A 24713-nucleotide genomic window follows, 5' to 3' on the forward strand; every position below is an offset into this window, starting at 1 on the left:
CACCCTTGATGAATCACGATGTCATCGTGCTGGGCGCCGGCCTCGCCGGTCTCGCCGCGGCACGGGACCTGAACGCGGCCGGCGCCGACGTCCTCGTGCTCGAAGCCCGCGACCGGGTAGGCGGACGTGTCGAGCAGACCGTGCTGCCCGACGGGCGCTTGGTCCAGCTCGGCGGGGAAGTGGTCGGCCAGGCCCACACCGCCTACCTCGCGCTTGCGGCGGAACTCGGCCTCACCCTCATCCCCAGCTACGTCGCCGAACCCGGCCGGATGGCCAGGGCCACCGCGGAAGGGGTGTCGGCCGGGGACCCGCCGCACTGGTTCGGCCCGGGCGACGAAGCCTGCCATCGCAACGCCGCCGCCGCGTTCGTGGCCCTGGCGCGGACCGTCGACCCGCACGACCCCTGGTCCCACCCGCACGCGGACACCCTCGACCGCATGTCGGTCGGTGCCTGGCTGCGCTCCGAAGGAGCGAGCCCGGCCGTCGTACGCCTCTGGGAGATCGGCCAGCTCGCCCTGGCCAGCGGTTCCTGCGAACGCACCTCCCTGCTGGCCGCGCTCCGCAAGCACGCCGCCGTCCCCGGCGATGACGCCTATGCCTACGAGGACTGGGAGGGGCTGCGCGTGGCCGAGGGGTCGGCGACCGTGGCCCTGCGCATGGCCGAGCAACTGGGCCGGCGCATCCGGCTCGAAGCGGCCGTCGACGAGGTGACGGTGCGTCCCGGAGGCTGCCGGGTCCGCCTCGCCGACGGGTCGACGCTGACCGCGAATGCCGTGGTCAGCGCCCTGCCGGTCGGCCCGCTCCGCTCGGTCGCCGTCACCGGCGTATCCGACGCCCGCCTCGCCTCGCTGCACCGCCAACGGCAAGCCGTCGCCGCCAAGTTCGCGGTGGCCTACGACAAGCCCTTCTGGCGCAGCCTGGACCTCAACGGTCTGTCCGAATGCGAGGGCGTGCTCGGCAGCACCTGGCCGCAGAGCGAGGGCATCCTCTCCGCCCTGATACCTCCCGAGCGCTACGGGGTGCTGCTGGGCATGCCGGCCGAACTGCGCGACCACGAGCTGCTCTGCGACATCGCCCGTCTCTACGGCGACGAGGCCCACCAGCCGTTCATGTCCGCTCTGCGGATGTGGGGCACCGACCCGTGGACCCAGGGCTACGTCACGCACTGGAACCCCGGCGACGTGATGGCCGTCGGGCCCCTGCACGGCACCCATGAACCGCCCTTCTACGTCTGCGGGTCCGACCAATGGGTGGCCGGCTACATGGAAGGCGCGGTACGCACCGGCCGGGAAGCGGCACAGGCGGTGCTGCGCCATGGCTGAGACCAGCCCCCTCCCCCCGGTCCTCAACCACATCGCGGGAGAGGACCGCCCGGCCGACTCCGGCGCCGCGATGGACCTCGTCAACCCCGCCACCGGCGCCGTGCACCGCAGCGCTCCCCGCTCCGGGCCCTCCGACACGGACGCCGCCTGCAGGGCGGCGGAGACCGCCTTCGCCCGCTGGTCGCTCACCACCCCCGCGGAGCGGCAGCAGGCCCTGCTGCGGATCGCCGACGCGCTTGAGGAACACGCCGACGCCCTCGTGGCCGCCGAGGTCGGGGACACCGGCAAGCAGCCGGAGCAGTTCCGCACCGAGGAACTGCCCGCGGTCATCGACACCTTCCGTTTCTTCGCGGGGGCGGCACGCAACCTGCCGGGCGCGGTGGCCGCCGAATACACCGAGGGCCGCACCTCGCTGCTGCGGCGCGAACCCGTCGGTGTCTGCGCACAGATCACGCCCTGGAACTATCCACTGATGATGGCGGCGTGGAAGGTCGCACCGGCTCTCGCGGCGGGCAACACCACTGTCCTCAAGCCCGCCGACACCACTCCGTCGTCGTCCGCGGCATTGGCCCGGGTAGCCGCGGAGTTCCTGCCGCCCGGCGTGCTCAATGTGGTCTGCGGCGACCGCGACACCGGCCGGTCTCTGACCGCGCACCCGGTGCCCCGTCTCCTGGCCGTCACCGGCAGTGTCCGGGCCGGCCAGGAGATCGCCGCCGCGGCCGCGGCGGACCTCAAGCGGGTGCACCTGGAACTGGGCGGCAACGCCCCGGTCATCGTCCATGACGACGTGGACGTCGAGGCCACCGCGGCGGAACTCGCGGCCGTCGCCTACTACAACGCCGGCCAGGACTGCACCGCCCCCACCCGGTACCTGGTGCACCGGCGCGTGCACGACGCGTTCGTGGTCGCGTTCGCCGCCTGCGCGCAGGCTCTGCGCACCGGGGCACCCGAGGAGCCCGCAGATTACGGCCCGGTCAACAGCGCGACCCAACTCGCCTCCGTGACAGGGATGTTGGCTCGTCTGCCGAGCCACGCCGAGATAGTGACGGGAGGTACGGCGCCGGAGCGGCCGGGCTGGTTCCACTCCCCCACCGTGGTGGTCGGGCTGCGCCAGAGCGACGAACTCGTCCAGGAGGAGATCTTCGGCCCGGTGGTCACCGTGCAGTCCTTCAGCGACGAGGACGAGGCACTGCGGCTGGCCAACGGTGTCCGGTTCGGTCTGGCGGCGAGCGTGTGGACCACGCGCCACGACCGGGCGATGCGGGCCACCCGGGCGCTGCATACCGGAATCGTGTGGGTGAACACCCACGGCACGACGGTGTCGGAGATGCCACACGGCGGAGTCAAACACTCCGGCTACGGCAGCGATCTGTCCCTGGCGGGCCTGCTGGACTACACCCAGGCCAAGCACGTGATGCTCTGACGCCGAACCCGGCGCCTGCTCGGGCGGCCCGTTCAGAGGGTCCTGGTCATGAACGTGCTGTTCGGGTCGGGCCGGTAGACAGCGAACGGTTCACAGCGCCGGAAACCGAACTTCTCGTACAGCCTTCTGGCAGGAAGGAAGAACTCGGCGGAACCGGTCTCCAGGCTCAGTCGAGTGAACCCCATGCGGGTCGCTTCGGTGATGATGTGTTCCAGCAGTTGGGAGGCGACCCCGCTTCTCTGCCGCGTGGGCCTGGTACGCATCGACTTCAGCTCCGCGTGGCTCGTGTCCAGCCTCTTGATCGCACCGCACCCCACCAGGCTGTCACCCTCCAGGACCGACCAGAACGTCACGTCGGGGGCTCGGAGGCCGTCGAGGTCGAGGGCGTGTTTGCTCTCCAACGGTGTGAGGGAGCGCATCTGCTGAACGTGTTCGGTGAGGAACCCGGCGATCTCCGGGCCGGAGAGGTCAGCTGTCACGATCTTCAACATGCTCATCCCTCTCCGGCTCCCGGTGCCCCAGGCATGGCGCCGACTGACGCATCCGCGTGGTGAGTTGATCCGGATCGAAACGCTATCGATCTCGACGACTGAACAGTCCGGCCAGGAGAACGAACTGGGAGGTCACGGCGGACAGTTCGCGACCGGTGGTCTCGGTGCGGCCGGTCGCAGCCGCAGGTGGGTGCTTCCTCGGTCAGCGTTCGAGCAGTCGCATGCCCGCCTCTTCGTGGGTGGCGCCGGCTGCCGGGGTGAGGTTGTTCAGCGTGTCGATCTGGGCGGCGGTCAGCTCGATGCCGTCGGCGGCAGTGTTCTCCTCGACGCGTGAGACGCACCGGGTGCCGGGGATGGGAGCGATGTCCTCGCCCTGGGCGAGCAGCCAGGCGAGCGCGGTCTGTGCGGGAGTGGCCCCCACCTCGCGGGCCACCGTCTGGACCTCGTCGGCGATGCGCAGGTTGTGCCGGAAGTTCTCCCCGGTGAAGCGGGGATTGTTCTTGCGCCAGTCGGTGTCCTCGAAGTCGTCGGTGGAGCGGATCTGCCCGGTGAGGAAGCCGTGGCCCAGCGGCGAGTAGGGCACGAACCCGATGTTCAGTTCCCGCAGCAGTGGCAGCACCTGGGCCTCGGGGTCCCGGGTCCACAGGGAGTACTCCGACTGCACCGCGGTGATCGGGTGGACCGCGTGGGCGCGGCGGATCGTGTCGGGTCCGGCTTCGGACAGGCCGATCGCGCGGATCTTGCCCTCGGCGACCAGTTCGGCGAGCGCGCCGACGGTGTCCTCGATCGGGGTGGTCGGGTCGACGCGGTGCTGGTAGTAGAGATCGATGTGGTCGGTGCCGAGCCGCTTCAGCGAGCCCTCGACAGCCGTGCGGAGGTTCTCCGGGCTGCTGTCGAGGTGCCCGGGACCACCGCCGGTGTGGGAGATGAAGCCGAACTTCGTCGCCAGGACGACCTCGTCACGACGCCCCTTCAGGGCACGCCCGACGAGTTCCTCATTGGTGTACGGGCCGTAGACCTCGGCGGTGTCGAGGAAGGTGACGCCCAGTTCCAGGGCTCGGTGAAGGGTGCGCACCGACTCGGCGTCGTCCGACCCGGCACCGCCGTAGGCGTGGGACATTCCCATCGCGCCCAGTCCGATGCGGGCGATGTCGAGGTTCCTCAGCTTGATGTGCTGCACAGCAACTACTCCTTCTTACGACTCTTTTTGGTGGTGGGTACGGGTCCGGCTCCGGGGCGGCACCCCAGGGCTCACGGGGCGGGCGAGTGGTTCACGACAGGGGGGCGGGCTTGAGCCGCAGGCCGGCGAGGCCCGTTGCTGCCACCGTGAGGGCGGCGATCACGAGGCTGATACGCAGGCCGTCCACGAAACCGCCCGGAGTGGCGACGAAGCCACCGAACACCGCGACGGCCAGGGCGCCGCCGAGCTGGCGGGAAGTGTTCAGCACCCCGCCGGCCGTGCCCGCGCGTTCAGCGGGCACGCTCTCCAGGAGCAGGGCCACCAGCGCGGTCACCGCAAGGGCGCCGCCCGCACCGACCGGCACCATCAGCGCCACCAACAGCCCGGTGGGTGCCGAGGCCGGTGCGGCCGCCATCAGCAGCAGGCCCGTCACGATGAGGCACTGCCCGGCGATCACCGGGACCCGTGCACCGAAACGCGCCATCATGCGGGCCGACACCGGCCCCATGAAGGACGTGAGCAGGGTCATCGGCAAGAACGCCGCACCGGCGGCGAGTGCGCTCAGGCCGCGGATCTGCTGCAGGTACAGGCCGAGCAGGAAGATCATCCCGTAGAAGCCGACGTTCAGGGCGAAGCCGATCAGCGCCGAGAGCCTCATCGCCGGGGTGCGCAGCAGCGGCAGTGGCGTCATCGGGTGCCTGCCACGGGCCTGCGCCAGCGCGTACACAACAGCGGCCACCACGGCCACCGCCAGAGCGATCAGGACGGGCGGGGCGCCGAAGCCGTCGGCGCCGGCCTCGATGGCCGCATACGTGAGCGCGCCCATCGCGATCACCGCGGTCACCTGCCCCACCTGGTCGAACGGCACCTCCCGCGTCGGGGAGCGGTCCGCACGCCGGAGCATCATCAGGGCCGGCAGCCCGACGGGAAGATTGACGAAGAAGATCATTCGCCAGTCGACGACGGTGAGCAGCCCTCCGGCCACGGGCCCGGCGGCGGCCCCGACCGAGCCGCCGACGCCCCACAGGGCGATCGCACGCGCCCGCTTGCCGGAATCGGGGAACGCCTCACGCAGCAGGGCCAGCGAGGAGGGCACCACCATCGCCGCGCCCACTCCCTGCACCAGCCGGGCACCGACAAGCACCCCCAGGTTCGGCGCCAGACCGCACACCGCGGAGGCCAGAACGAACAGGGCGAGACCGGCGGCGAACGCCTGCCGGGCGCCGACGCGGTCACTGACCGCTCCGGCCGTCAGCAGGAACGCGGCGAAGGCCAGCGTGTAGCCGTCCACCACCCACTGCAGCCCCGTCATCCCGCCGCCGAACCCGTCCCCGATCGCGGGCAGAGCCACATTCACGACCATCGCGTCCAGCATGATCACGAAAAAGCCGAGCAGCACGGCGGCCAGCGCCCAGCGAGAACCCGCGTCGCGCCGTGCGGGCAGATCACCGGTGGCGATCGGCGTGGATGCCTGTGAGGTGGCCAAGGGAAAATCTCCAGCGGGAGGACGGAAGGCTTGCGACATCCACCGTCGCTCCCGGCACCGTCATGCGGCAGGCCGAGCCATTCCGGGGCGCGGCGTGCCGGGGTGCGACAGGGCCCCCCTGGCACCGTGTCCCCTCCGCAGGGAGCTGCGAGCATGGGATACATGGCTGAGCAGCACAAGGACACCGGTGGCAGCGAGCTGGGACGCTTCCTGCGCGCCCGCCGCACGCAGATCACCCCCGCCGATGTCGGCCTCACCATCGGCCCCGGCGTGCGCCGCACTCCCGGCCTGCGCCGCGAGGAACTCGCCACCCTGGCAGGCGTGAGCATCGACTACTACACCCGCCTGGAGCGCGGCAAGGAGACCCGCCCCGGGCCCGGAGTCGTCGACGCCCTCGCCCGCGCCCTCCGTCTCGACGACGAGGAACACCAGCACCTGCGCGAGCTCGCCATCCGCGCGGCTCGCTATGCCCCCGAGCCCGCACCCACACCCAGCCGCACCGTGCGCCCACACCTCAAACTACTGCTGGAGACGCTCCGCCCCAGTCCCGCCTACATCGTCGGCCGCAGCATGGACGTCCTCGCCTGGAACCCCGGCGGACTCGCCCTGTACGCGGGCCTCGAAGACTGGCCGCTCAAACAGCGCAACCTCGCCCGCTATCTCTTCCTCCACCCCGCCGCCCGCGACCTGTTCCCCGACTGGGACAACTCCGTCCGCGGCTGCGTCGCCCGCCTGCGCGCCCAGGCCGGCACCGACCCCGACGCCCCCGACCTCACCAACCTCGTCGGCGAACTCCTCCTCAAGAGCGCGGACTTCGCCAAGCTCTGGGAGCGGTACGAGGTCAGGGGCCGCAGACACATCCACAAGACGATCAACCACCCCACCGTCGGCACCCTCACCCTCAGCGCGCAGTCCATGCCCCTGGAAGGAACCCCGGGCCAGCGCATGAGCGTCTACCTTGCCGAGCCCGGAACCCCCGACCACGACGCCATGGTCCTACTGGACATGACCGCTTCCGGACAGCCCGCCGCGCGACAGCACCAAGGCCCCTGACACCCGGCAGCAGACGCAAGCGTCAGTTCGTCCACGGATGATCGGCCTCCACCGGCAGCCTGCCGACGACGCCCATGGAAACCTGTCGGCATGGATACGTTCGCGGGCCGACTCGACGGCGCATGGGAGTGGTGGTCCGCCGCCATCGAGGAAGCGCAGGAAGGCCGCTGGACCCGTGATGCCGTGGAACGGCAGGTGATGAAGGACATCAGGGCCGCCACCAACGCACTGCACGGCGGACGAATGGCGCCGTTCACCGAGGACTCGTGGCACGTACGTCTCGGGCGGATCGCCAACTGGGCGGGAGTGCTCAGGTTGGCTGCCCGGGCAGGCGGGTGGCAGCTCCGACCCGTCGTGGGACACAGTCCGCCGCACCCTGCGGGCATGGCCGAGCTACTGTCCGGCATCTACGCGGTCGGCGAGCAGGGCGAGATATGGCAGAAGCAGCTCCGAGAGGGCGGGCCGCCCCCGGAGAAGGAGATCGCCAAGGCCGAGGGCTTCCTGACCGGGCCAGGCTCCATCGAGGATCTCGAGCTGTTCTTCTACGACTGAGAGCCGCCTCCGGGGCCGCACCCCTCGCCGGGGTGCGGCCCCTCAAGACAAGTGCTCAAGAAGGCCGGCCGCCGTACGGCACGGTGATGAGCTCCATGAAGTGACCTGCCGGGTCCATGAAGTACACCCCGCGACCGCCGTCATTGTGGTTGATCACGTCGGGGTGTTGCCGTTGCGGGTCGGCATAGTGCTCGATACCGAGCTTCGTGATCTGTGCGTACGCCGCATCGAACTCCTCCTCGGAGACCAGGAAGGCGTAGTGCTGCGGGGCGATCCGCTCCGCGGGGATCGTGGCGAAGTCCAGCGTGACGCCGTTGCTCAGGTGGACCGCGATGAACGGGCCCCACTCCGCTGTGATCTCAAGACCCAGCAGACCCGCGAAGAATTCGGCGGACTCCCGGTTGTCCCGGGCGTGGACGATCGTGTGGTTCAACTCAACTGACAAGGAATGCCTCCATGGGCATATCCCGACACCTCCATGCCTCACCCAGCCGGTGACCGACACGCGATGCTGCCGCAGATCTTATCGCCACTTCTTTCGGTGCGTCAGGGGTAGCCGAGGAGGTTCCGGCCTTGCCGCCGAAGTCAGTCTCACCTGCCCGCACCGCTACAGCCGGTAGATCTGCCCGGTCTGCGCGCCCTCCACCGACCGCACGTACGCCTGGGCGACGCGCTCCAGCGGCACCGAGCCCATGCCGGGGAAGAAGTCGCCGTAGGTGTCCAGGGACTCGGTGAAGACGTTGGGGGACACGGCGTTCACCCGCTGCGGTGCGAGCTCGACGGCGGCGGCGCGGACGAAGGACTCGACGGCGCCGTTGGCCAGGGAGGCGGCGGCGCCGGTGAGGATGGGCTCGTGCGCGAGGACGCCGGTGATCAGCGTGAAGGAGCCGCGCGCGGCGACGTGGGCGAGGCCCTGACGGACCAGCTCGACCTGGGAGAGGACCTTGCCGGTGAAGGCGGCCTGCCAGTCGTCCGGGCCGAGTTCGGCCAGCGGCTTGTACGGCACCGAGCCGGCCGCGCTGACCACCGCGTCCAGCGGGCCGGCCGCCTCGTAGAGTGCGGTGATCTGCGCCGGATCGCTGATGTCGTGGCGCAGGTCGCCCGAGGTGCGGCCGACGGTGCGGACCTCGTGGCCGCGGGAGGCGAGGGTCTGGTGCACGGCGCGACCGAGGGTGCCGCTCGCGCCGATCAGGAGAATGTTCTGGTGCCGGTTCGTCATGGCGGCCACGCTAAGCGGCGCCCCCTTACTCGGGGAAATGCCTTCTGCGCACCACTTATGCTTGCCAGTTATGAATGTGGAGTTGCGTCATCTGCGGGCTCTGGCGGCGATCGGCGACGAGGGCACTCTGACGGGTGCCGCTCGTGCGCTGCGCATCACCCAGCCCGCTCTCTCGCGGACCCTCACCCAGCTCGAACAGCGCCTCGGCGTGCGCCTGGTGGAGCGTACGACGCGCAGCCTGCACCTGACCGAGCCCGGCAAGCGGCTGTGGGAGAACGCGCACCGCCTTCTCGGCCAGCTCGACGACGCCCTCGCCGACGCGTCCGGGCGCGGCACGCCGCGGCCCCTGCGGCTCGTGTTCGCCTGGGCGGCGCTGGGCGGTCACACGGTGCCGCTGCTGCGCGCGTGGCGCGAGCGGCACCCGGAGGTTCCGGTGCACATCCGCCGGGCCGACGATCCGGCAGCGCTGCTCCGCCGTGGCGAGGCGGATCTGGCGTTCCTCCGGCTGCGCCCGGCGCCGGACGACCCGCATGTGGTCCACCACGCGCTGACCCGCGAGCGTCGGATGGCCGCCGTGCCCGTGAGTCATCCGCTCGCGGACCGCGCGGACGTGGCACTCGCCGAGCTGGATACGGAGACGGTGGCCTTGTGCGCGACGGCGGCGACGACCAGCGCCGAGCTGTGGCCGGCGGGCCGGCGGCCGCGCACGATGACCGTCCCGGGCGTGGACGAGTGGCTGACGACCATCGCGACAGGCGCGGCCGTCGGCGTGACTGCCGAGGGGACCGTGCACCAGCATCCACATCCGGGCGTGCGCTACCTGCCGGTGCGCGACGCCGATCCGGTCACCGTCCACCTGGCCTGGCCCACACGCCCTGCCCACCCGGCGACGGACGCCTTCCGCCGCCACACCGAGCTGCACGTCGCGGAGACCGACCCGCCCGCCCGTTCGGGCTGCTGACGCTGCGCCGACCCAGAACCCCGCGAGGCACCGGCGGAGAAACCCCGCCCGAACGCGCCGGTTAGGGCGCGCACGAGGGGCGGCGCCGCCTCACGCGGTGCGAAGGGGATCGATCACAGCGCCGGGGTTGAGGATCCCCGCGGGGTCGAGTGCCGCCTTGCCTGCCTGGAGGGCAGCGGCGAAGAGTTCGGGACGCTGCTGGTCGTACCACGGCCGGTGGTCGCGCCCCACCGCGTGATGGTGGGTGATGGTGCCTCCGCAGGCGATCAGGGCCTCTGAGACTGCCGCCTTGATCTCGTCCCACTGCTCCACCGTCCGGCCCCAAACGCCGGTGGCGTAGATGCCGAAGTAGGGCGCGGGGCCGTCGGGATAGACGTGGGTGAACCGGCAAGTCACCACGCCCGTGGCACCGGCCTGCCGCATCGCGTCCTGGGCTGCGTCGTTGACGGCTGCGCGAAGACTGTCGAATCGGTCCCACGTGCATGCGGTCTCGAAGGTCTCCACGATCATGCCTTGAGCGGCAAGTGCGTCTCGCTGATACGGCATCCGCAGGAACGAGGAGCGCCAGGAATCCGCCGCTCCGCTGCGCGCGGCCCGGTCGGCGGTATCGGTGTACCGCGGCGGCTCGGGCAGGGTGCCACCGTGATCGCGGCAGAGTTCCAGCGCGCGTTCCATCCAGGTGGTGACGGGGTGATCCGCGGATTCGAAACCGAGCAGGAGGACGGCCGTCGGGGAGTCCGCGTTGAGGAATGCCTCCATGGGGTCCAGGAGACGGCAGTTGGAGGGATGGAGTCCGGATTGGGACAGCGCGCGCACGGCTCGCACACCCGCGTCATGGTCAGCGAAGGCGACCGACGCCCCTGCCCGCCGGCGGGGCCGGTCCTGGAGCCGGACCCATGCTTGCGTGATGACGCCGAGCGACCCCTCGGAGCCGAGGAACATCCGGTCGGGGGACGGACCGGCACCCGAGGCCGGTAGCCGGCGAGACTCGATGACACCGGCGGGGGTGACCACACGGAGCGACTCGGTGAGGTCGTCGATGTGGGTGAGGAGGGTCGCGAAATGGCCCCCCGCCCGAGTGGCCAGCCAGCCGCCGAGGCTGGAGAACTCGAAGGACTGGGGGAAGAACCGGAGCGTGTAACCCCGCGGCCTGAGTTGCTCCTCCAGATGGGGGCCGAGAACCCCGGCCTGGACGAGCGCGGCCCGGCTGGTGTGGTCGACTTCGAGGACCCGGTCCATCGCGGTGAGGTCCAGGCTGACCACCCCGGAATAGTCGCCGCCGACGCGGGGCTCGACGCCTCCCACCACGGAAGAACCGCCCCCGAAGGGAACGACCGCGATGTGGGCGTCGCTGCACCAGTCCAGCACGTGGATGACCTCGGCCTCCGAGGTCGGGCGTACGACGAGGTCGGGCACGTGCGGCAGCTTTCCCAACAGCGCGCGGACGACGTCGCGGAATGCCTGCCCATGGCTGTGCGCCAACCGGTCGCGCACGTCCTCGGAGACGATCGAGGCCAGAGCCGGCGGCGCCTGGACCCTGCTCGCGCCCACTTCGAACGACTCCACCGGTGGAGCCGAGTGCACGGTCAGGTCCGCGTCCGGAAGCAGTTGCGCGACGCGTCGGCTCAGCGCCGCACGCTCCGCGCCGACCACCGCGTCCTCGACATTTCCCCATCCCCACCATGAACGCGTCGTGTGCCGCACTCCCACACCCCGATCTGAACGTTGGGTAAGTTACCGATTGGTCAGCGTGGCATAGGGTGCGGTCATGGGCAAGCAGGAGGACGGCACGCGGGGTGTGGGCACCAAGGGCATGCCCCGCAAGGACCGGGAACGACTGATCTTGGACGCGGCGGCGGAGGAGTTCGGCAGGAAGGGCTACGCGCGCGGGTCGATCGCGGCCGTCGCGGCGCAGGCGGGGATCACCAAGCCCCTGATCTACGAGTACTTCGGGTCCAAGGACGGTCTGTACCTGACCTGCCTCGACCGCGCGGGCTCTCGGCTCGTCGCGGCGGTCTCATCCGCGCAAGCGGGACCGTCCGACATCACGCGCGCCGAACGCACCCTCGGGGCCATCTTCCGGGCGCTCGAATCGCGCCTGCAGGACTGGGAACTCGTCTACGACTCAACGCTTCCGGCCGGCAGTGAGCTCTACGCCGCGGCCGCCGTACACCGCCGAGAACTCAACCGGATGGGAGCGATCGGCGTGGCCGAGTTTCTCGACTCGGCCCGGGCCGCCGATCCGCTCGATGCCGATCTCGTCACGCACCTCTGGTACGGCACCGTGGGCGCTGCGGTCGCCTGGTGGCAGCATCACCCCGAGCAGACCGCCGACGAGATGACCTCGCGATTCGAGCGGATCTTCGCGGCGCTCCTCACCCAGGCTCACCGGCCGGACCATCTCGCGTAACGAGAAGCCGACCGCGCGCGATAGGGACGCCCGACCGACGGCTGACGTGACGGAAGCCGGGCTGCCCTAGGCCCGGTGGGAGTGGAGCGCGGCCGCCCGGTTGAAGGCGTCCCGGCATGCCTGGATGGCAGGGTGCGGGCTGCGGCCGCGGCGCACGACGGTGAAGACGCGGCGTGTGCGCTGACCAGGGGGGAGCTTGCGGAGGGCGACGGTCGGGGGCTGTCCGCGCCAGACGAGGTCGGGCAGGAAGGCGGCGGCGTGTCCCTGCTCGACGAGGCGGAGATGGAGCAGAAGGTCGGTGGTCTCGAACCGCACGTCGGGTTCGAAGCCGGCGTTTCGGCACAGGGTCATGGCCCAGTGCCGGGCGGTGGTGCCTTCGGGTTCCATCACCCAGGGGTGGTCGGCGAGTGAGCGCAGGGCCGTCATCGGGTGCGCGGTATCCGGTCCGTCGGCCGCTTCGGGCAGTGCGAGGTGGAGGCCGTCGTCGAGCAGGTCTTCCTGTTCGAGTTCGGCGGGCCGCGGGTTGGGGTTGCCGGGATATTCCTCGGCAAGGACCAGGTCGAAGTCGCGGGCCTGGAGGGCGGGCAGGGACCGTTCCGGTTCTCTTTGCGTGACGTGGACGCGCAGGTGCGGGTGGCGGTCGCGGAGCAGGTCCAGGGTGGTCGGGACCAGGGCCAGGGCGGCCGTCTGGAACGAGGCGATGCGCAGTGTGCCGGTCAGGTCGGTCAGAGAGGAGGCGATGTCCGCCTCCGCGCGCTCCAGGCGTTCGAGGACCGCTTCGGTGTGGGCGACGAGGATCTCGGCCTGCTCGGTCAGCCGCACCCGCCGCCCCACCGGTTCCAGCAGCCGGACGCCGACTTCGGCTTCCAGCTGGGAGAGCTGCTGGGAGACGGACGAGGGGGCGTAGGACAGGGCCTCGGCGACGGCCGCGAGCGTGCCGCGGTGTTTGAGTTCGCGCAGCAGGCGCAGTCGGTGCAGGTCGAACATCGGCGGGCCGCCCCCCTTCGCCGTCGCGTGGCGACCGCTTCCATGGTCGGTTTTTTCGATGAGTATAGGTCGAAAACATTCGCTGGACCGATGACAGGGGGCGTCGGACCCTGGTCGTGTGACTGAACGCGCTTCCTGCCTCCGCACGCTTCCGTGGTCCGTCCGCACCGGCGCCCGTATCCGGCGGTGTGCACCCCACCGGCCGAAGTACAGGATTTCCATTCCTCGCCGCTGGGCCACTCCCCCACCTCACTCACCGAACTACCGTCGCTGTCAGCGGAGTTGGGGGCGGACGGGCGGACGGGTCTTCGTCAAGGACGAGTCGTCCCGTCTGGGCCTGACCTCGTCTCCGTACCGGTGGCTGTGGGGTCTCTGGCCCAGGCCGTCGTCACTCCCTACCGCAGCCGCCCGTACGGGTGGGCTCCGGCGCTGCGTCCACCATCGTCTGACCTCACCTGCACGGAGGACTGGATGCGGCGGCCGCCATCACCGAGGGCTCAGCCGCCAACTCGTACTCCACCACCGCGCACTGAACACCCAACACTGAAAGGCACCTGCGTTGAACCACCGCGGATTCACCTCGCAGCAGACCGCTCGGCACAGGAGCAGGAGGGGGACGGCAGGGTGCTGACCCACCTCATCGCCGCGGCCGGTGTCCTCGGCCTGCTGACGGTCATGCCCGGACCGGACATGGCGTTGGTGACCCGACGCACCCTCGCGGCCGGCCCCCGGGACGCGCTGCGGACCGTGGGCGGGATAGCGACCGGGCTGCTGATCTGGGGCGCGCTGACCGTGGCCGGGCTCGCGGCCGTGCTGGCCTCCTCGCCCGCGGCCTACCTGGTCGTCAAGCTCCTGGGCGCCGGCTACCTGGTGTTCCTGGGCGCGCAGGCGCTGTGGCAGAACCGCCGGGCCGCACCTGCCCCGACCGATACCGAGACCCACCCCGCTGCGGGGGGCCCGTGGCGGACCGGCCTGGTCAGCAACGCCCTCAACCCGAAGATCGCCGTCTTCTACACCGGTCTGCTCCCCACGCTGGCCCCGCCGCAACTGCCCGCCGCCGGGGCCATGACGCTCCTCGTCCTTCTCCACGCCACGCTCACCCTCGTCTGGCTGGGCAGCTACGTGCTCCTGCTGTCCAAGGCCGGGCGCTTCCTGGCAAAGCCGCGGATCCGCCGCGTTCTCGGCCGGACCACGGGGGTCGCGCTGATCGGCTTCGGTCTCGTGGTCGCGACCGCAGCCGGCTGATCCGCAGGCGACTGATCCGCACTCGTCACGCGCCCCCCGCTGGTGACCGCGACTCGGATGCGAGAGGGATGCGAGAGGGATGCGAAACCTTGAAACCTCCTGTTGTTCTACCACTATACGAACAAGTGGAGGTTGACCATGATCTCGTTCCCGCGTTCCGCCCAGCCCGCAACCGACCCGCAGCGCGCCTGGATTGCCGGAATTCCCTTCGCCGCCGCGATCGCCGCCGTCTTCTTCGTCCATCGCTCGGTCTCCGGCCGGCTACCCGATCCGCTCGCCACCCACTTCCGCCCGGACGGCCGGGCGGACGGCTTCTCCTCCGTCCAGGGCTTTCTGACGGGCACCCTCCTCGCGCTCCTCGTCCTCGGCGCGGGCAGTGTGGTGCTCTCCCTGATCCGGCGCACCAAGCCACCGACGCGCTGGGTGATAGCCGCAGGCTGGGGCATCGCCGTTCTGCTCGCCTGGGTGACCTGCCTGACGCTGCTGGGCAACGCACGGGCCGCCGGCGCGGACGCCGTCCGGCTGCCGATCTGGCAGGTGGCCGTGCCGCTCGGCGGAGCCGTCCTCGCCGGCGCGCTCGGCCTGCTCCTCGCCGGCCGGGACGCCGACCCGTCATCGACGCCGACCGGCGCCGCGCCCCGGCTCGCCCTCGGCGACCGCGAAATGGCGGGCTGGTCACGGACGGTGGGCTCACCCCTGCTGTGGCTGCTGGGCCTGCTGATGGCCGTCGGCGGCCTCGTCGCGGGCTTCCTCGGCACCTGGCTCTCCGGTCTGGTGCTGGTGCTCGGCGGCATGTCGGTCGTCGCGCTCACTTCTGTTCGGGTAACCGTGGACCGGCGCGGCCTGGCCCTCGCGTCGACACTGCTGCCGTACCCCTTCCGGCGTATCGCGCTCGACAAGGTGCGGGAAGCCACCAGCCGGCACATCGCCCCGGCCGCCGAATTCGGCGGCTGGGGCTACCGCGTGCGGCCGGGCCGCAGTGGCCTGGTGCTCCGCTCCGGTGAAGGGCTCGTACTACAGCTGACCAGCGGACGGGAGTTCGTGGTGACCGTCGATGACGCGGCGACCGCGGCCTCGCTGTTCAATGCCTACCTGGACCGCTCGCGTTCCCGGCAAGGAGGCTGAGGTGCTGATCCGAGTCGACCCGGGTTCCGCCGTCCCGCTGGGCGATCAGATCGCGGGATCGGTCCGCGGCGCCATCGCCGACGGCGAGGTGCACGCCGGGGAGCGGCTGCCCGCGGCCCGCGAACTCGCCGCCTCGCTCGGCGTGAACGTCCACACGGTGCTGCGCGGCTACCAGCGCCTGAAGGAGGAGGGGTTGATCGAACTCCGCCGCGGGCGCGGCGCGGTGGTCACCGGCGCCGCGTCCCCCGCCCGCGCCCGCCTCGGTGAGACCGCCGAACGGCTGATCGCCGAGGCCCGCAAGCTTGGACTGTCCGACGACGAGATCGTGACGGTGGTACGGAGGGGGCTGACGGCCCACTGACACACGGGACCCGGGCGACGGGCGACGGACCTGCCGTGGAAGGCGAGGCCCCACGCCGCCCATCCCGGCCCGTAGCCTCCGGGACAGATCAATCAGCGGCCCGGAGCGGGGCGGCAACCGTACGACCGTCGTCGAGACCGAGACCGAGACCGCGCCGCCGAGCCGCAACTCCTCACCCAACGTTCCGGGCGCATGTATCAACTCGCACCCGGCTGCGGCCCGTTGGCGGTGTGCGCCTGCCATCACGCCCTCTGCCTACGATGTCGCGCTCCCCCGAGAACCGTCCTCCCCCGTCGCTGACGGGGCGAGGAGCGCGGCGGCCAAGTGGTCGCGGAACCAGCGGTGCCCCGGGTCGGCTGAGTTGCGGGGGTGCCAGGCCATTCCGAGGTCGAGGGGGGCCAGGTCCAGGGGGACGGGGAAGGTGCGCAGTCCCAGTGCGGAGATGGTGTCGGGGAGCCAGTCGGCCAGGGTGAGCGCGACGAGGTCGGTGTTCCGGGCGAGCATCATCGCGCTCGTGTGGCTGGGCACCACGACGGCGGTCCGGCGCCGCAATCCGAGTTCCGCAAGCGCACCGTCAATGGGACCGAGGCGCTTACCGAGCCGTGAGATGCCGATGTGGTCGGCCGCTGCGAAGCGGCGGGCGTCGATCCGCCCGTCGAAGAGGGGATGACCGCTGCGCGCGACGGCGACCAGCGTCATCCGGGCGAGCCGTTGGGTTCGGATCTCCGGGTCCAGGTGCCCGAGGACGCCCAGTTCGACGTCGACCCAGCCCTGCCGCAGCGCGGGGCCGCCCTCCACCGCCTCCGGCACGAAGTCCACATTCACGTGCGGGGCCTCCGCGCGGATCCGGTCGGTCAGGGTCCCGGCGAGCCCCACCAGAAGCAGGTCGGTGGCCTGCACGGTGAAGGTGCGCTGGAGATGGACGGCGTCGAAACCGGCCCCGGGCCGCAAGACGTTGTCGCAGCTGCGCAGCAAGGCACCCACCTCCCCCCGGAGTTCCAAGGCTCGCGGAGTCGGGACCATCCCCTGGCCGGCGCGGACCAGCAGGGGGTCGCCGACAGCGCGACGGAGCCGGGCCAGGGTGCGGCTGGTTGCCGCGGGTGACGTGCCGAGTCGCTCCGCGGCACGGGTCACACTGTTCTCCTGGAGCAGGGCGTCCAGGGCTCGCAGCAGGTTGAGGTCCATTGATGCTCCTGAGCTGCATTTTTACGCCTGAGTCAATGATTAGCTGCCAATCTTTGCATTGCCGCGCAATCCTCTCGTGCCGAGAGTGGAGGTGTCCGCGAAGACGCGTGACACCCCTTCGCCTCGTCCGAGGAGCCTTCCATGCAGCAATCCCCCCGCGCCGGTCGAGAGGGCGACGTTCTGGCCGTGGTCAGCCAGAGCGGGCCCACGGTCTCGTTCTTCGACGCCGCCTGCGACCGGCACATCGGTACGGTGGAAATCCTCGCCGAGCCGCACGAGTTGTGCTTCGACCCGACGCAGCGCCTGCTGTGGTGCACAACGGCATATCACTCGGGCTACTACCACGCGCACGGCGGCCGACGCACCGAGCTGACCGTCATCGACCCCGACACACTCCGCATCGTCGAGGTCGTCGACCTCGCACCGGAACACGGGCCGCATGGGCTGGCGTTGGACACGGCGCGTCGTCGGCTCTACGTCAGCGTCGAGGGCTCGGAGGATCGGCCCGGCGGCGTCGTGGTGATCGACACCGAGACCCGTCGGCCCCTGGGCAGGATCGACACGGACGCGCCGGGCCCGCACTGGTTCGCCATCGACCCGGCGGGAAGGACGGGTTACGCCACCAACAAGGAGGCGCCGTTCGTGTCGGTCGTCGATCTCGAACGGGGAACTCTCACGGCGAAGGTCGCGGTGCCGGGCAGCGAGGGACTCGCCGTCTCCGCCGACGGTACGCAGGTCTACGTCGCAGGGCCCTATGCCGCCCTCTCCGCCACGGCCGAGGAGCGGCCGGCCACGGGAATCCGGGTCATCGAAGCCCGGACGGCATCCGTCGTCGACATCCTGCCCACGGATGACGTCGTCCTCCCTGTGCACCTGACATCGACGGGCAAGCTGCTCGTGGGCGAACTGCGTATGGAGCCCGACCCGGTGTCCCGACTCGGACGCCACGCGCCGGGTCGCCTCACGGTGTTCTCCGCCGACACCCACAAGCAGCTGGGCGAACTCGAGGTGGGGCTCGCCCCGTTGACGATCACCTCGTCGCCCGACGGCCGCATCGGGTACGTGGCCTGCGTCGCCTCGTCCACCGTGAACATCGTCGACCTGGAGACGCTGCAGGGACTGGCCCGGCTGGACATCGCCAAACTCGGCGAGCCCGGCGCCCACGGCCTGGCCTACATCCCACGGCCGGCCTGAACCCCGTAAGGACGAAGCGCCATGCCGGCCCGTCCGGTGCCACCGGCGACCGGGGCACCGGACGGGTCTCACCGCCGTCTCAGCCCGTGTGCACCTTCAATGCTGTGCGGACGGCGGATTCGAGGGCGCCTTCGATCCACGCGGGCTTGATGGATGTGTGGTCCCCCGCGAAATGCAGCGGCCCTTCGGATGTGGGGACGTCGGGGAACAGTTCCGTGTGCTGGCCGGGGAAGAGCACAGAGGCTTCACCGTAGGCGTAGTGGTCACGCATCCACGACTGGGTCTTGCACTTGTTGGTGAAGAAGACCTCGCAGCGACGGCCAAAGACAGCCTGTACTCCGGCGAGTGCGCGCAGATACCGCTCCTCGTCAGCGAAGGCGTCCCACTTGAGGGCATCGTCGGACCAGCTGTAAGAGGCGAGCATGATGCCTCCGTCGCTGCCCTCCATGGGCCGCGCATGCTCGAAGTACATGAAGCGGTTGGCGTTTTCGCTCACGGTCCCGCCGCCACGGACATGAGCGGCATCCGGTTCGCCTCTCATGACCGGCCGGAAGACGGCGAAGCACTTCTTGAGTTCGTCGGGGACCGTCACCCCCAGGCCCTTCACGGACTTGTGCGCGCCGAGATACTTGCCGTTCTTGACGTGGCCCGCCTTGTACTTGTCGTAGAGCTTGTCCTCGATGGAGTTCAACGCCTCCTTCCACTGAGCCTCGGTGAACTCCCACCAGCGCCGGGAGAATTCCAGCAGCACCTTGGTCGCGGCGTCGTAGTGCAGTTCCGTGATGGCCCGGCGCTTTCCGTAGGTGAGCGGCGGGTCGAAGGTCACGTGGCGCAGTCCGGAGAAGGGGACGGTGATGATCGCCTCGTCGCCTTCGAACACCTCCGTGACACCCCCCTCACCGGTCTGGCAGTCCTCGGAGACGGTGTGCACCCGCACCTTGCCACCGTGCTGTTCGATCCGTACGGCGCGCCTGTCGAGCCGCACTTTCCCCTTCACCGGCGCATACTGCGCGTCCGCGAGCAGCGCGGTGCCGCCCTTGATCTCCCAGAACTTGGTCTCGGGGCGGATCAGCGCGGCGGACAGGAAACTGTGAGTGAAGGAGAGGTGCAGCCGTGAGGTGAGGTTCTGGATGGTGCCGATGAGGTCAATGGTCCTGGTGTCGAGTTTGGCGACTTCGGTGAGATACCGGTACATCGACCAGTGGCCGTACTTCTTGAGGATCTCGGCCCATCCGTTGACGAGGTCTGTCCCTTCCTTGCCCCGGACGAGCTGGTGTGCGGGTTCGAAGGCGTGCGCGAGGATGGTGGCTGCGGTCTTCGCGCGGTTGGGGCCCGTGACGCCGAAGCTGTCGTTGATTCTTTCGGGGTTCTTCTCGTAGTCGGCCCGGCGCATGCGCACGCCATTGACGTGGATCCAGGTGCGGTTGGCCTTCTTCGCCGGGTTGTCGACCTCCACATCGACCAGGTAGAACTCCTGGAGCGTGAGGTCGAGCTTCTTGATCAGCGCCATGAGGAGCGGGTGACTGTCGGGCAGCCGCATGGCCCCGGCTTCGGCGTACTGCTTCGGGTCGGCGAAGGGCTGCTCACCGTCCTCGTGACCGCCCTTGCGGAACGTCTTGATACGGCCACCGACGCGGTTGCCGTTGGCCTCGATCACGACGACATCGTGGCCCGCCCGGTTGAGCAGGTCGGCGGCGAGGAGGCCGGCCGGTCCGGCCCCGACGATCAGGACTCTTTTCGTTGCCTTGGCCCGGCCGGCGGGCAGACCCTTCCGGATGGCCTTCACGTAGGCCGGGACGAGGGACTTGTCGTGCTCGTCGTAGACGGCGATGGCGCGGGCGACCGTGGTGTACGCCTTGGGGTCGGTGCCGGGTGGCGCCGCGGCCGGCACCGTTGAAGGTGCTGTGGCAGGACTCAACGCGGTCGCGGGGGCGACGGAGGCGGCGGTGAGTCCGGCAGCGAGCGCCGAGGCACCAGCTGCCGTGGCGACGGCGCGCCGTGTGGGCTGCCCGTCGTGTGAGCGAGGTAAGTGTGAGGCAGATGAAGCATCCGCCGCGAGTGCTTCTTCGCTCGATGCGTCGGTGTTCTTCGTGCTCGGAATGCTCATGTCCGGAGTGCTCATGTCGTGTGTATTCATCGCGCAATACATTTGGCGTACGAACGACGGTGAGCCAGTGCATTCACGCGGACGGGGACGGTAAACCACTCGAACCGCTACATGACGTGGCTCCCAGGACGCGGCTCCTTTGACGCTGCACCGATGCCAACGTCCGGTCCAGAAGAGGACGTTGGCGCCCTCGCCCCTTGGCGCAGAGCCGTGTCGGGCAAGGGCCACTCGCAGCGGCACCCCGTCCGGCGCAACTCGCAGGCCGGCCCGCCGAACCCGACCTCCCGGCCGGGCCCGGCGTTGCCGTGGCCCGGCGGGGCTCAGGCCGTGGTGAGGTCACCGCCCGTGCCGGCGATTTCCTCCGGGCGCAGCAGGGCCGCGAGCCGGTCGGCGGGGAGCAGGCCGTGTTCCAGGACCAGTTCGGCGACGCCTCGTCCGGTGGCGAGGGCTTCCTTGGCGATCGCGGTGGCGGCGGTGTAGCCGATGTGCGGGTTGAGCGCGGTGACCAGGCCGATGGAGTTCTCGACGCCGGCGCGGAGGGTTTCGGTGTTGGCGGTGATGCCCACCACGCAACGCTCGGCGAGGGTGCGGCAGGCGGCCCCGAGGTGGGTGATGCTCTCCGAGAGGGAGTGCAGGATGATCGGCTCGAAGGCGTTGAGCTGCAGCTGGCCCGCTTCGGCGGCCATGGTGATGGTGACGTCGTTGCCGATGACTTCGAAGGCGACCTGGTTGACGACCTCGGGGATGACCGGGTTGACCTTGCCGGGCATGATGCTCGAACCGGCCTGAACCGGAGGCAGGTTGATCTCGGCGAGGCCCGCGCGCGGACCGGAGGACAGCAGCCGCAGGTCGTTGCAGCTCTTGGAGAGCTTGACGGCGATGCGCTTGAGGACACCCGACAGGTGGACGAAGGCCCCGCAGTCCTGGGTGGCTTCGACGAGGTTGGCAGCGGTGACCAGGGGTAGGCCGGTGAGGGCCGCCAGGTGGGTGCGCGCCGCTTCGGCGTAGCCCCGGGGGGCGTTGAGGCCGGTGCCGATGGCGGTGGCACCGAGGTTGATCTCGTGGATGAGGAGGACGGCCTCAGCCAGCCGGCTCTGGTCCTCCTCCAGCATCACCGCGTAGGTCGAGAACTCCTGGCCGAGGGTCATCGGCACCGCGTCCTGAAGCTGGGTGCGCCCCATTTTGAGGACATCGCGGAACTCCTCGGCCTTGGCCGCGAACGCTTCGCGCAGGATGGTCATCGCGTCGAGCAACTCGCGTACGGCGATGATCGTGGCGACGTTGACGGCTGTCGGGTAGACGTCGTTCGTCGACTGGCTGAGGTTGACGTGTTCGTTGGGGTGCAGGTGGTGGTAGTCGCCCCTGCCGTGGCCCAGGATCTCCAGCGCGCGGTTGGCGATCACCTCGTTGGCGTTCATGTTCGTCGAGGTTCCGGCACCGCCCTGGATGACGTCGACGATGAACTGGTCGTGCAGCCGGCCGCCGGCCCTGATCTCGCGGCAGGCGGCCGCGATGGCGTCGGCCCGCTCGGGATCGAGCAGCGAGAGGTCTTCGTTGGCGCGTGCCGCGGCCTCCTTGACGGCGGCGAGCGCGTTGATCAGGTGCGGGTAGGTGGCGATCGGCGTGCCGGTGATGGGGAAGTTCTCGGCGGCGCGCTGGGTGTGGATGCCCCAGTAGGCGTCGGCGGGTATCTCCCGGTCGCCGAGCAGGTCGTGTTCGCGGCGGTGGCCGGCGGCAGTCATGGTGCGGGGGTCCTTTGTGAGGTGGGGCCGGAGGGAGAGCGGCCGCTGCGAGAGCGGTGACGCAGGGGGTGACGCAGGGGGTGACTCGGGCCGGTGAGGCCGGTCGGTGGGGGTGAGCGGGTGCCCTCACATGACGAATGACGCTCCGTCAGGACGCCTGCGCGGCAAGGGCACCCGCTGCCCGGAGCGTCCCGACCGGAGCGCCGCCGCCCAGGACGGGTGTGGTGGCGAACGCGGCGAGAACCTCGGGGTCGACGCCGCAGAGAGCCAGTGCGGCCGCCGTCACCGGCATGCGGGCGCGGTCGCCGCCGTCGGCAATCTTCACGCCGACCGCCCGCCCGTCCGGCAGTGCCGCGATCTGCACGCCCTCGAAGCCGTCCTTGGCCAGCAGACCAGGCACCGCCCGCACCAGCCGGGCGACATCCCGTCCGCTGCCGGAGACCATCTGCGGATGCTCGCGCATGGCGTGCGCGACGCGGCCCTCATCGGTGCCGGGGGCGGCCGTCGCCAGCCGAGCGGCGGCCCGGGTCAGCCCGTGCAGGGAGACGGAGAACAGCGGGGCGCCGCAGCCGTCGACCGTGACGTGGGCGATGCCCTGGCCGGTGAGGTCCTCGACGGTCGCGGCCAGTTCGTACTGCAACGGATGCCCGGGGTCCAGGTAGTTGTCCAGACGCCACCCGCGGGTGCGGGCGGTCAGCAGCATGGCGGCGTGCTTGCCCGAGCAGTTCTGGGCGAGGCGGCTGGGTCCCAGACCGCGCCGGATCCACTCCTCCCGTACGGCGGAGTCGTAGGGCAGGTCGGGGACGTTGCGCAGGGCGTCCTCGGTCAGTTGGCCGGCGTCCAGGATGCGCCGTGCGGTGGCCAGATGCTGTTCCTCACCGGAGTGGCTGGCCGCGACGAGAGCCAGCGCCGGGTCGTCCAGCGGCAAAAGCCCCGCGCGCAGCAGGCCCACCGCCTGGAGGGGCTTGATCGCCGAGCGCGGGTAGAACGCGGCCTCGATGTCGCCCGCCTGGAACTGCACGCTCCCGTCGGGCGCCAGCACCACGACCGAGCCGTGGTGGACGCCCTCGACGAGTCCTGCGCGCACGACATGGGCGAGGGGAACGTGAGCCGGTTCGCGGACGACGGGCGGCTCCCCCGCGGTGGGGTGCGGCGGCAGGGTGGTGGGCTGCGACATGATCAGTTTTCGGTGCTTTCGGTGCTGTGGGGGTTGGGGTTGTCTTCGGTGTCCCGGGGCGTGGGGACGGCGGCCGGGTGGCTGCCGCTCTCGCGTGCCGCGGCGGCGTCCTGGAGGGTGCTGACCCGGCCCCGTACCAGGAACCAGCCGCCGACCAGCGCGGCCGCGATCAGGGGGAGCGACATGACCGTGGTGCGGCCGGCGCCTCCGTCGGCCCACATCAGCACCAGGACACCCGCCAAGAAGACCAGCGTGATGATCTCGGTCCACGGCGAGCCCGGGAGCCGGTAGCCGGGGCGGACGAGCTGTCCGGCCCTGGTCTTCCGCCAGAAGAGCAGGTGACAGATCATGACCATCGCCCAGGTGCTGAGAATGCCGATCGCCGCGAAATTCAGCACGATCTCGAATGCCTTGCTCGGCACGACATAGTTCAGGCCCACGCCGAGTACGCAGACGCCCGAGGTGAGCAGGATGCCGCCGTAGGGGACCTGGCTGCGGCTCATCACTCCGGTGAATCGCGGCGCGGATCCCGACATCGCCATCGAGCGCAGAATGCGGCCGGTGGAGTAGAGGCCGGAGTTGAGGCTGGACATCGCGGCGGTGAGTACGACGAGATTCATCACGCCACCGGCGGCCGGCACCCCGACATTGGCCAGCACCGTGACAAAGGGGCTCTCGCCGGCCGAATACGCGCTCCAGGGGAGCAGCATCGCCAGGAGGACCACAGAGCCGACATAGAAGACGCCCACCCGCCACATGATGGAGTTGATCGCCCTCGGCATGATCTTCTCCGGCTCAGCCGTCTCACCGGCCGTGACGCCCACCAGCTCGACGGAGGCGTACGCGAACACCACACCCTGGATGACCAGCAGCATCGCCAGCGTCCCGGTCGGGAAGATGCCGCCGTGATCGGTGATCATCGAGGGCCCGGGAGAGTGGCCGGCCACCGGGTGCTGGGTGACGAGCAGGAAGATGCCGATGAGCATGAAGACCACCAGCGCACCGACCTTGACGATCGCGAACCAGAACTCCATCTCCCCGAATATCTTCACTGAAATCAAATTCACCGTCAGTACGACGGCGAGGGCTATCAGAGCGATCACCCACTGCGGGACATCGGAGAACATTCCCCAGTAGTGGGTATAGGTCGCCACCGCCGTGATGTCGGCGATTCCGGTGGTGGCCCAGTTCAGGAAGTACATCCAGCCCGCGACGAATGCGCCCTTCTCGCCGAGGAATTCCCGGGCGTAGGAGACGAATGCTCCCGAGGACGGCCGGTGCAGCACCAGCTCCCCCAGCGCACGCACCACGAGGAAGGCGAACAGGCCGCACAGCGCATACGCCACGGCCAGCGAAGGCCCGGCGTCGGCGAGCCGGCCACCTGCCCCGAGGAAGAGGCCGGTTCCGATGGCCCCGCCAATGGCGATCATGTTGACGTGCCGGGACTTGAGGGACTTCTGGTACCCGGCGTCACCGGCGTCCACGTGCCTGCC

The 24713-nt window shown here is 70.2% G+C and carries 22 protein-coding genes; 10 read left to right on the forward strand and 12 right to left on the reverse strand.

The window, feature by feature from the left end:
• Positions 1 to 8: 8 nt before the first annotated feature.
• On the forward strand, positions 9 to 1322 hold the full coding sequence (locus tag ACH4FH_RS28835; protein WP_398558859.1) for a flavin monoamine oxidase family protein: 1314 nt from the start codon (positions 9 to 11) through the stop codon (positions 1320 to 1322).
• Positions 1315 to 2745 (forward strand): aminobutyraldehyde dehydrogenase, encoded by a 1431-nt coding sequence (locus tag ACH4FH_RS28840; RefSeq protein WP_398558860.1) that lies wholly within the window; start codon positions 1315 to 1317, stop codon positions 2743 to 2745. Before ACH4FH_RS28835 ends, ACH4FH_RS28840 begins: the two co-directional genes overlap by 8 nt.
• Positions 2746 to 2777: 32 nt before the next feature.
• Here the strand turns inward: ACH4FH_RS28840 and ACH4FH_RS28845 are convergent, their stop codons facing one another.
• The 3 genes from ACH4FH_RS28845 to ACH4FH_RS28855 all read right to left on the reverse strand — a co-directional run bounded on the left by ACH4FH_RS28845 (position 2778) and on the right by ACH4FH_RS28855 (position 5902).
• Positions 2778 to 3233, reverse strand: coding sequence for a GNAT family N-acetyltransferase (locus ACH4FH_RS28845; RefSeq protein ID WP_398558969.1), 456 nt, complete (start codon positions 3231 to 3233; stop codon positions 2778 to 2780).
• A 205-nt stretch (positions 3234 to 3438) separates the two neighbouring features.
• Positions 3439 to 4416, reverse strand: a complete 978-nt coding sequence (locus ACH4FH_RS28850) for an aldo/keto reductase (protein WP_398558861.1) — start codon at positions 4414 to 4416, stop codon at positions 3439 to 3441.
• Positions 4417 to 4507: 91 nt separating this feature from the next.
• Positions 4508 to 5902 (reverse strand): MFS transporter, encoded by a 1395-nt coding sequence (locus ACH4FH_RS28855; protein ID WP_398558862.1) that lies wholly within the window; start codon positions 5900 to 5902, stop codon positions 4508 to 4510.
• A 162-nt stretch (positions 5903 to 6064) separates the two neighbouring features.
• On the opposite strand from ACH4FH_RS28855, the gene ACH4FH_RS28860 reads away from it, so the two are divergent.
• Together ACH4FH_RS28860 and ACH4FH_RS28865 are read left to right on the forward strand one after the other, a co-directional pair.
• Entirely contained in the window at positions 6065 to 6955 is an 891-nt protein-coding gene (locus ACH4FH_RS28860) for a helix-turn-helix transcriptional regulator (RefSeq protein ID WP_398558863.1), read from the forward strand.
• A 90-nt stretch (positions 6956 to 7045) separates the two neighbouring features.
• On the forward strand, positions 7046 to 7507 hold the full coding sequence (locus ACH4FH_RS28865) for a hypothetical protein (protein ID WP_398558864.1): 462 nt from the start codon (positions 7046 to 7048) through the stop codon (positions 7505 to 7507).
• A gap of 55 nt (positions 7508 to 7562) precedes the next feature.
• Here ACH4FH_RS28865 and ACH4FH_RS28870 read toward each other — a convergent pair whose 3' ends face one another.
• Both ACH4FH_RS28870 and ACH4FH_RS28875 read right to left on the reverse strand, forming a co-directional pair.
• Positions 7563 to 7952 (reverse strand): VOC family protein, encoded by a 390-nt coding sequence (locus ACH4FH_RS28870; protein ID WP_398558865.1) that lies wholly within the window; start codon positions 7950 to 7952, stop codon positions 7563 to 7565.
• 162 nt (positions 7953 to 8114) lie between these two features.
• The gene (locus ACH4FH_RS28875) at positions 8115 to 8726 is read right to left on the reverse strand and encodes a short chain dehydrogenase (RefSeq protein WP_398558866.1); all 612 of its coding nucleotides are present in this window, start codon (positions 8724 to 8726) and stop codon (positions 8115 to 8117) included.
• 70 nt (positions 8727 to 8796) lie between these two features.
• On the opposite strand from ACH4FH_RS28875, the gene ACH4FH_RS28880 reads away from it, so the two are divergent.
• Complete coding sequence (locus ACH4FH_RS28880; protein WP_398558867.1) at positions 8797 to 9687, forward strand: LysR family transcriptional regulator; 891 nt, start codon at positions 8797 to 8799, stop codon at positions 9685 to 9687.
• Positions 9688 to 9777: 90 nt separating this feature from the next.
• On the opposite strand, the gene ACH4FH_RS28885 is transcribed toward ACH4FH_RS28880, so the two are convergent.
• Positions 9778 to 11391 carry an FAD-binding oxidoreductase gene (locus ACH4FH_RS28885; RefSeq protein WP_398558868.1) on the reverse strand — a complete coding sequence of 538 codons (1614 nt, stop codon included), beginning with the start codon at positions 11389 to 11391 and terminating at the stop codon, positions 9778 to 9780.
• A gap of 64 nt (positions 11392 to 11455) precedes the next feature.
• Between ACH4FH_RS28885 and ACH4FH_RS28890 the strand changes: the two genes are divergently transcribed.
• Positions 11456 to 12097, forward strand: coding sequence for a TetR/AcrR family transcriptional regulator (locus tag ACH4FH_RS28890; RefSeq protein WP_398558869.1), 642 nt, complete (start codon positions 11456 to 11458; stop codon positions 12095 to 12097).
• Between the two features lie 66 nt (positions 12098 to 12163).
• On the opposite strand, the gene ACH4FH_RS28895 is transcribed toward ACH4FH_RS28890, so the two are convergent.
• The gene (locus ACH4FH_RS28895; protein ID WP_398558870.1) at positions 12164 to 13084 is read right to left on the reverse strand and encodes a LysR family transcriptional regulator; all 921 of its coding nucleotides are present in this window, start codon (positions 13082 to 13084) and stop codon (positions 12164 to 12166) included.
• A gap of 624 nt (positions 13085 to 13708) precedes the next feature.
• Here ACH4FH_RS28895 and ACH4FH_RS28900 point away from each other — a divergent pair.
• The 3 genes from ACH4FH_RS28900 to ACH4FH_RS28910 all read left to right on the forward strand — a co-directional run bounded on the left by ACH4FH_RS28900 (position 13709) and on the right by ACH4FH_RS28910 (position 15815).
• Positions 13709 to 14329, forward strand: a complete 621-nt coding sequence (locus tag ACH4FH_RS28900; RefSeq protein WP_398558871.1) for a LysE family translocator — start codon at positions 13709 to 13711, stop codon at positions 14327 to 14329.
• 138 nt (positions 14330 to 14467) lie between these two features.
• On the forward strand, positions 14468 to 15454 hold the full coding sequence (locus ACH4FH_RS28905; protein WP_398558872.1) for a DUF1648 domain-containing protein: 987 nt from the start codon (positions 14468 to 14470) through the stop codon (positions 15452 to 15454).
• Between the two features lies 1 nt (position 15455).
• A complete protein-coding gene (locus ACH4FH_RS28910) occupies positions 15456 to 15815 on the forward strand; it encodes a GntR family transcriptional regulator (protein ID WP_398558873.1) in 360 nt (119 codons plus the stop codon).
• A gap of 255 nt (positions 15816 to 16070) precedes the next feature.
• On the opposite strand, the gene ACH4FH_RS28915 is transcribed toward ACH4FH_RS28910, so the two are convergent.
• The gene (locus ACH4FH_RS28915; protein WP_398558874.1) at positions 16071 to 17000 is read right to left on the reverse strand and encodes a LysR family transcriptional regulator; all 930 of its coding nucleotides are present in this window, start codon (positions 16998 to 17000) and stop codon (positions 16071 to 16073) included.
• Between the two features lie 141 nt (positions 17001 to 17141).
• Between ACH4FH_RS28915 and ACH4FH_RS28920 the strand changes: the two genes are divergently transcribed.
• A complete protein-coding gene (locus ACH4FH_RS28920; protein ID WP_398558875.1) occupies positions 17142 to 18194 on the forward strand; it encodes a YncE family protein in 1053 nt (350 codons plus the stop codon).
• A gap of 79 nt (positions 18195 to 18273) precedes the next feature.
• On the opposite strand, the gene ACH4FH_RS28925 is transcribed toward ACH4FH_RS28920, so the two are convergent.
• The 4 genes from ACH4FH_RS28925 to ACH4FH_RS28940 form a co-directional block, all read right to left on the reverse strand.
• Positions 18274 to 20301, reverse strand: a complete 2028-nt coding sequence (locus ACH4FH_RS28925; RefSeq protein WP_398558970.1) for an FAD-dependent oxidoreductase — start codon at positions 20299 to 20301, stop codon at positions 18274 to 18276.
• A 320-nt stretch (positions 20302 to 20621) separates the two neighbouring features.
• On the reverse strand, positions 20622 to 22043 hold the full coding sequence (aspA, locus tag ACH4FH_RS28930) for an aspartate ammonia-lyase (protein WP_398558876.1): 1422 nt from the start codon (positions 22041 to 22043) through the stop codon (positions 20622 to 20624).
• 148 nt (positions 22044 to 22191) lie between these two features.
• The gene (locus ACH4FH_RS28935; protein WP_398558877.1) at positions 22192 to 23220 is read right to left on the reverse strand and encodes an asparaginase; all 1029 of its coding nucleotides are present in this window, start codon (positions 23218 to 23220) and stop codon (positions 22192 to 22194) included.
• Between the two features lie 2 nt (positions 23221 to 23222).
• Entirely contained in the window at positions 23223 to 24650 is a 1428-nt protein-coding gene (locus ACH4FH_RS28940) for an amino acid permease (protein ID WP_398558971.1), read from the reverse strand.
• Between the last annotated feature and the right edge of the window lie 63 nt (positions 24651 to 24713).

The organism is Streptomyces sp. NPDC017993, from assembly GCF_044328065.1.
Lineage (GTDB): Bacteria > Actinomycetota > Actinomycetes > Streptomycetales > Streptomycetaceae > Streptomyces.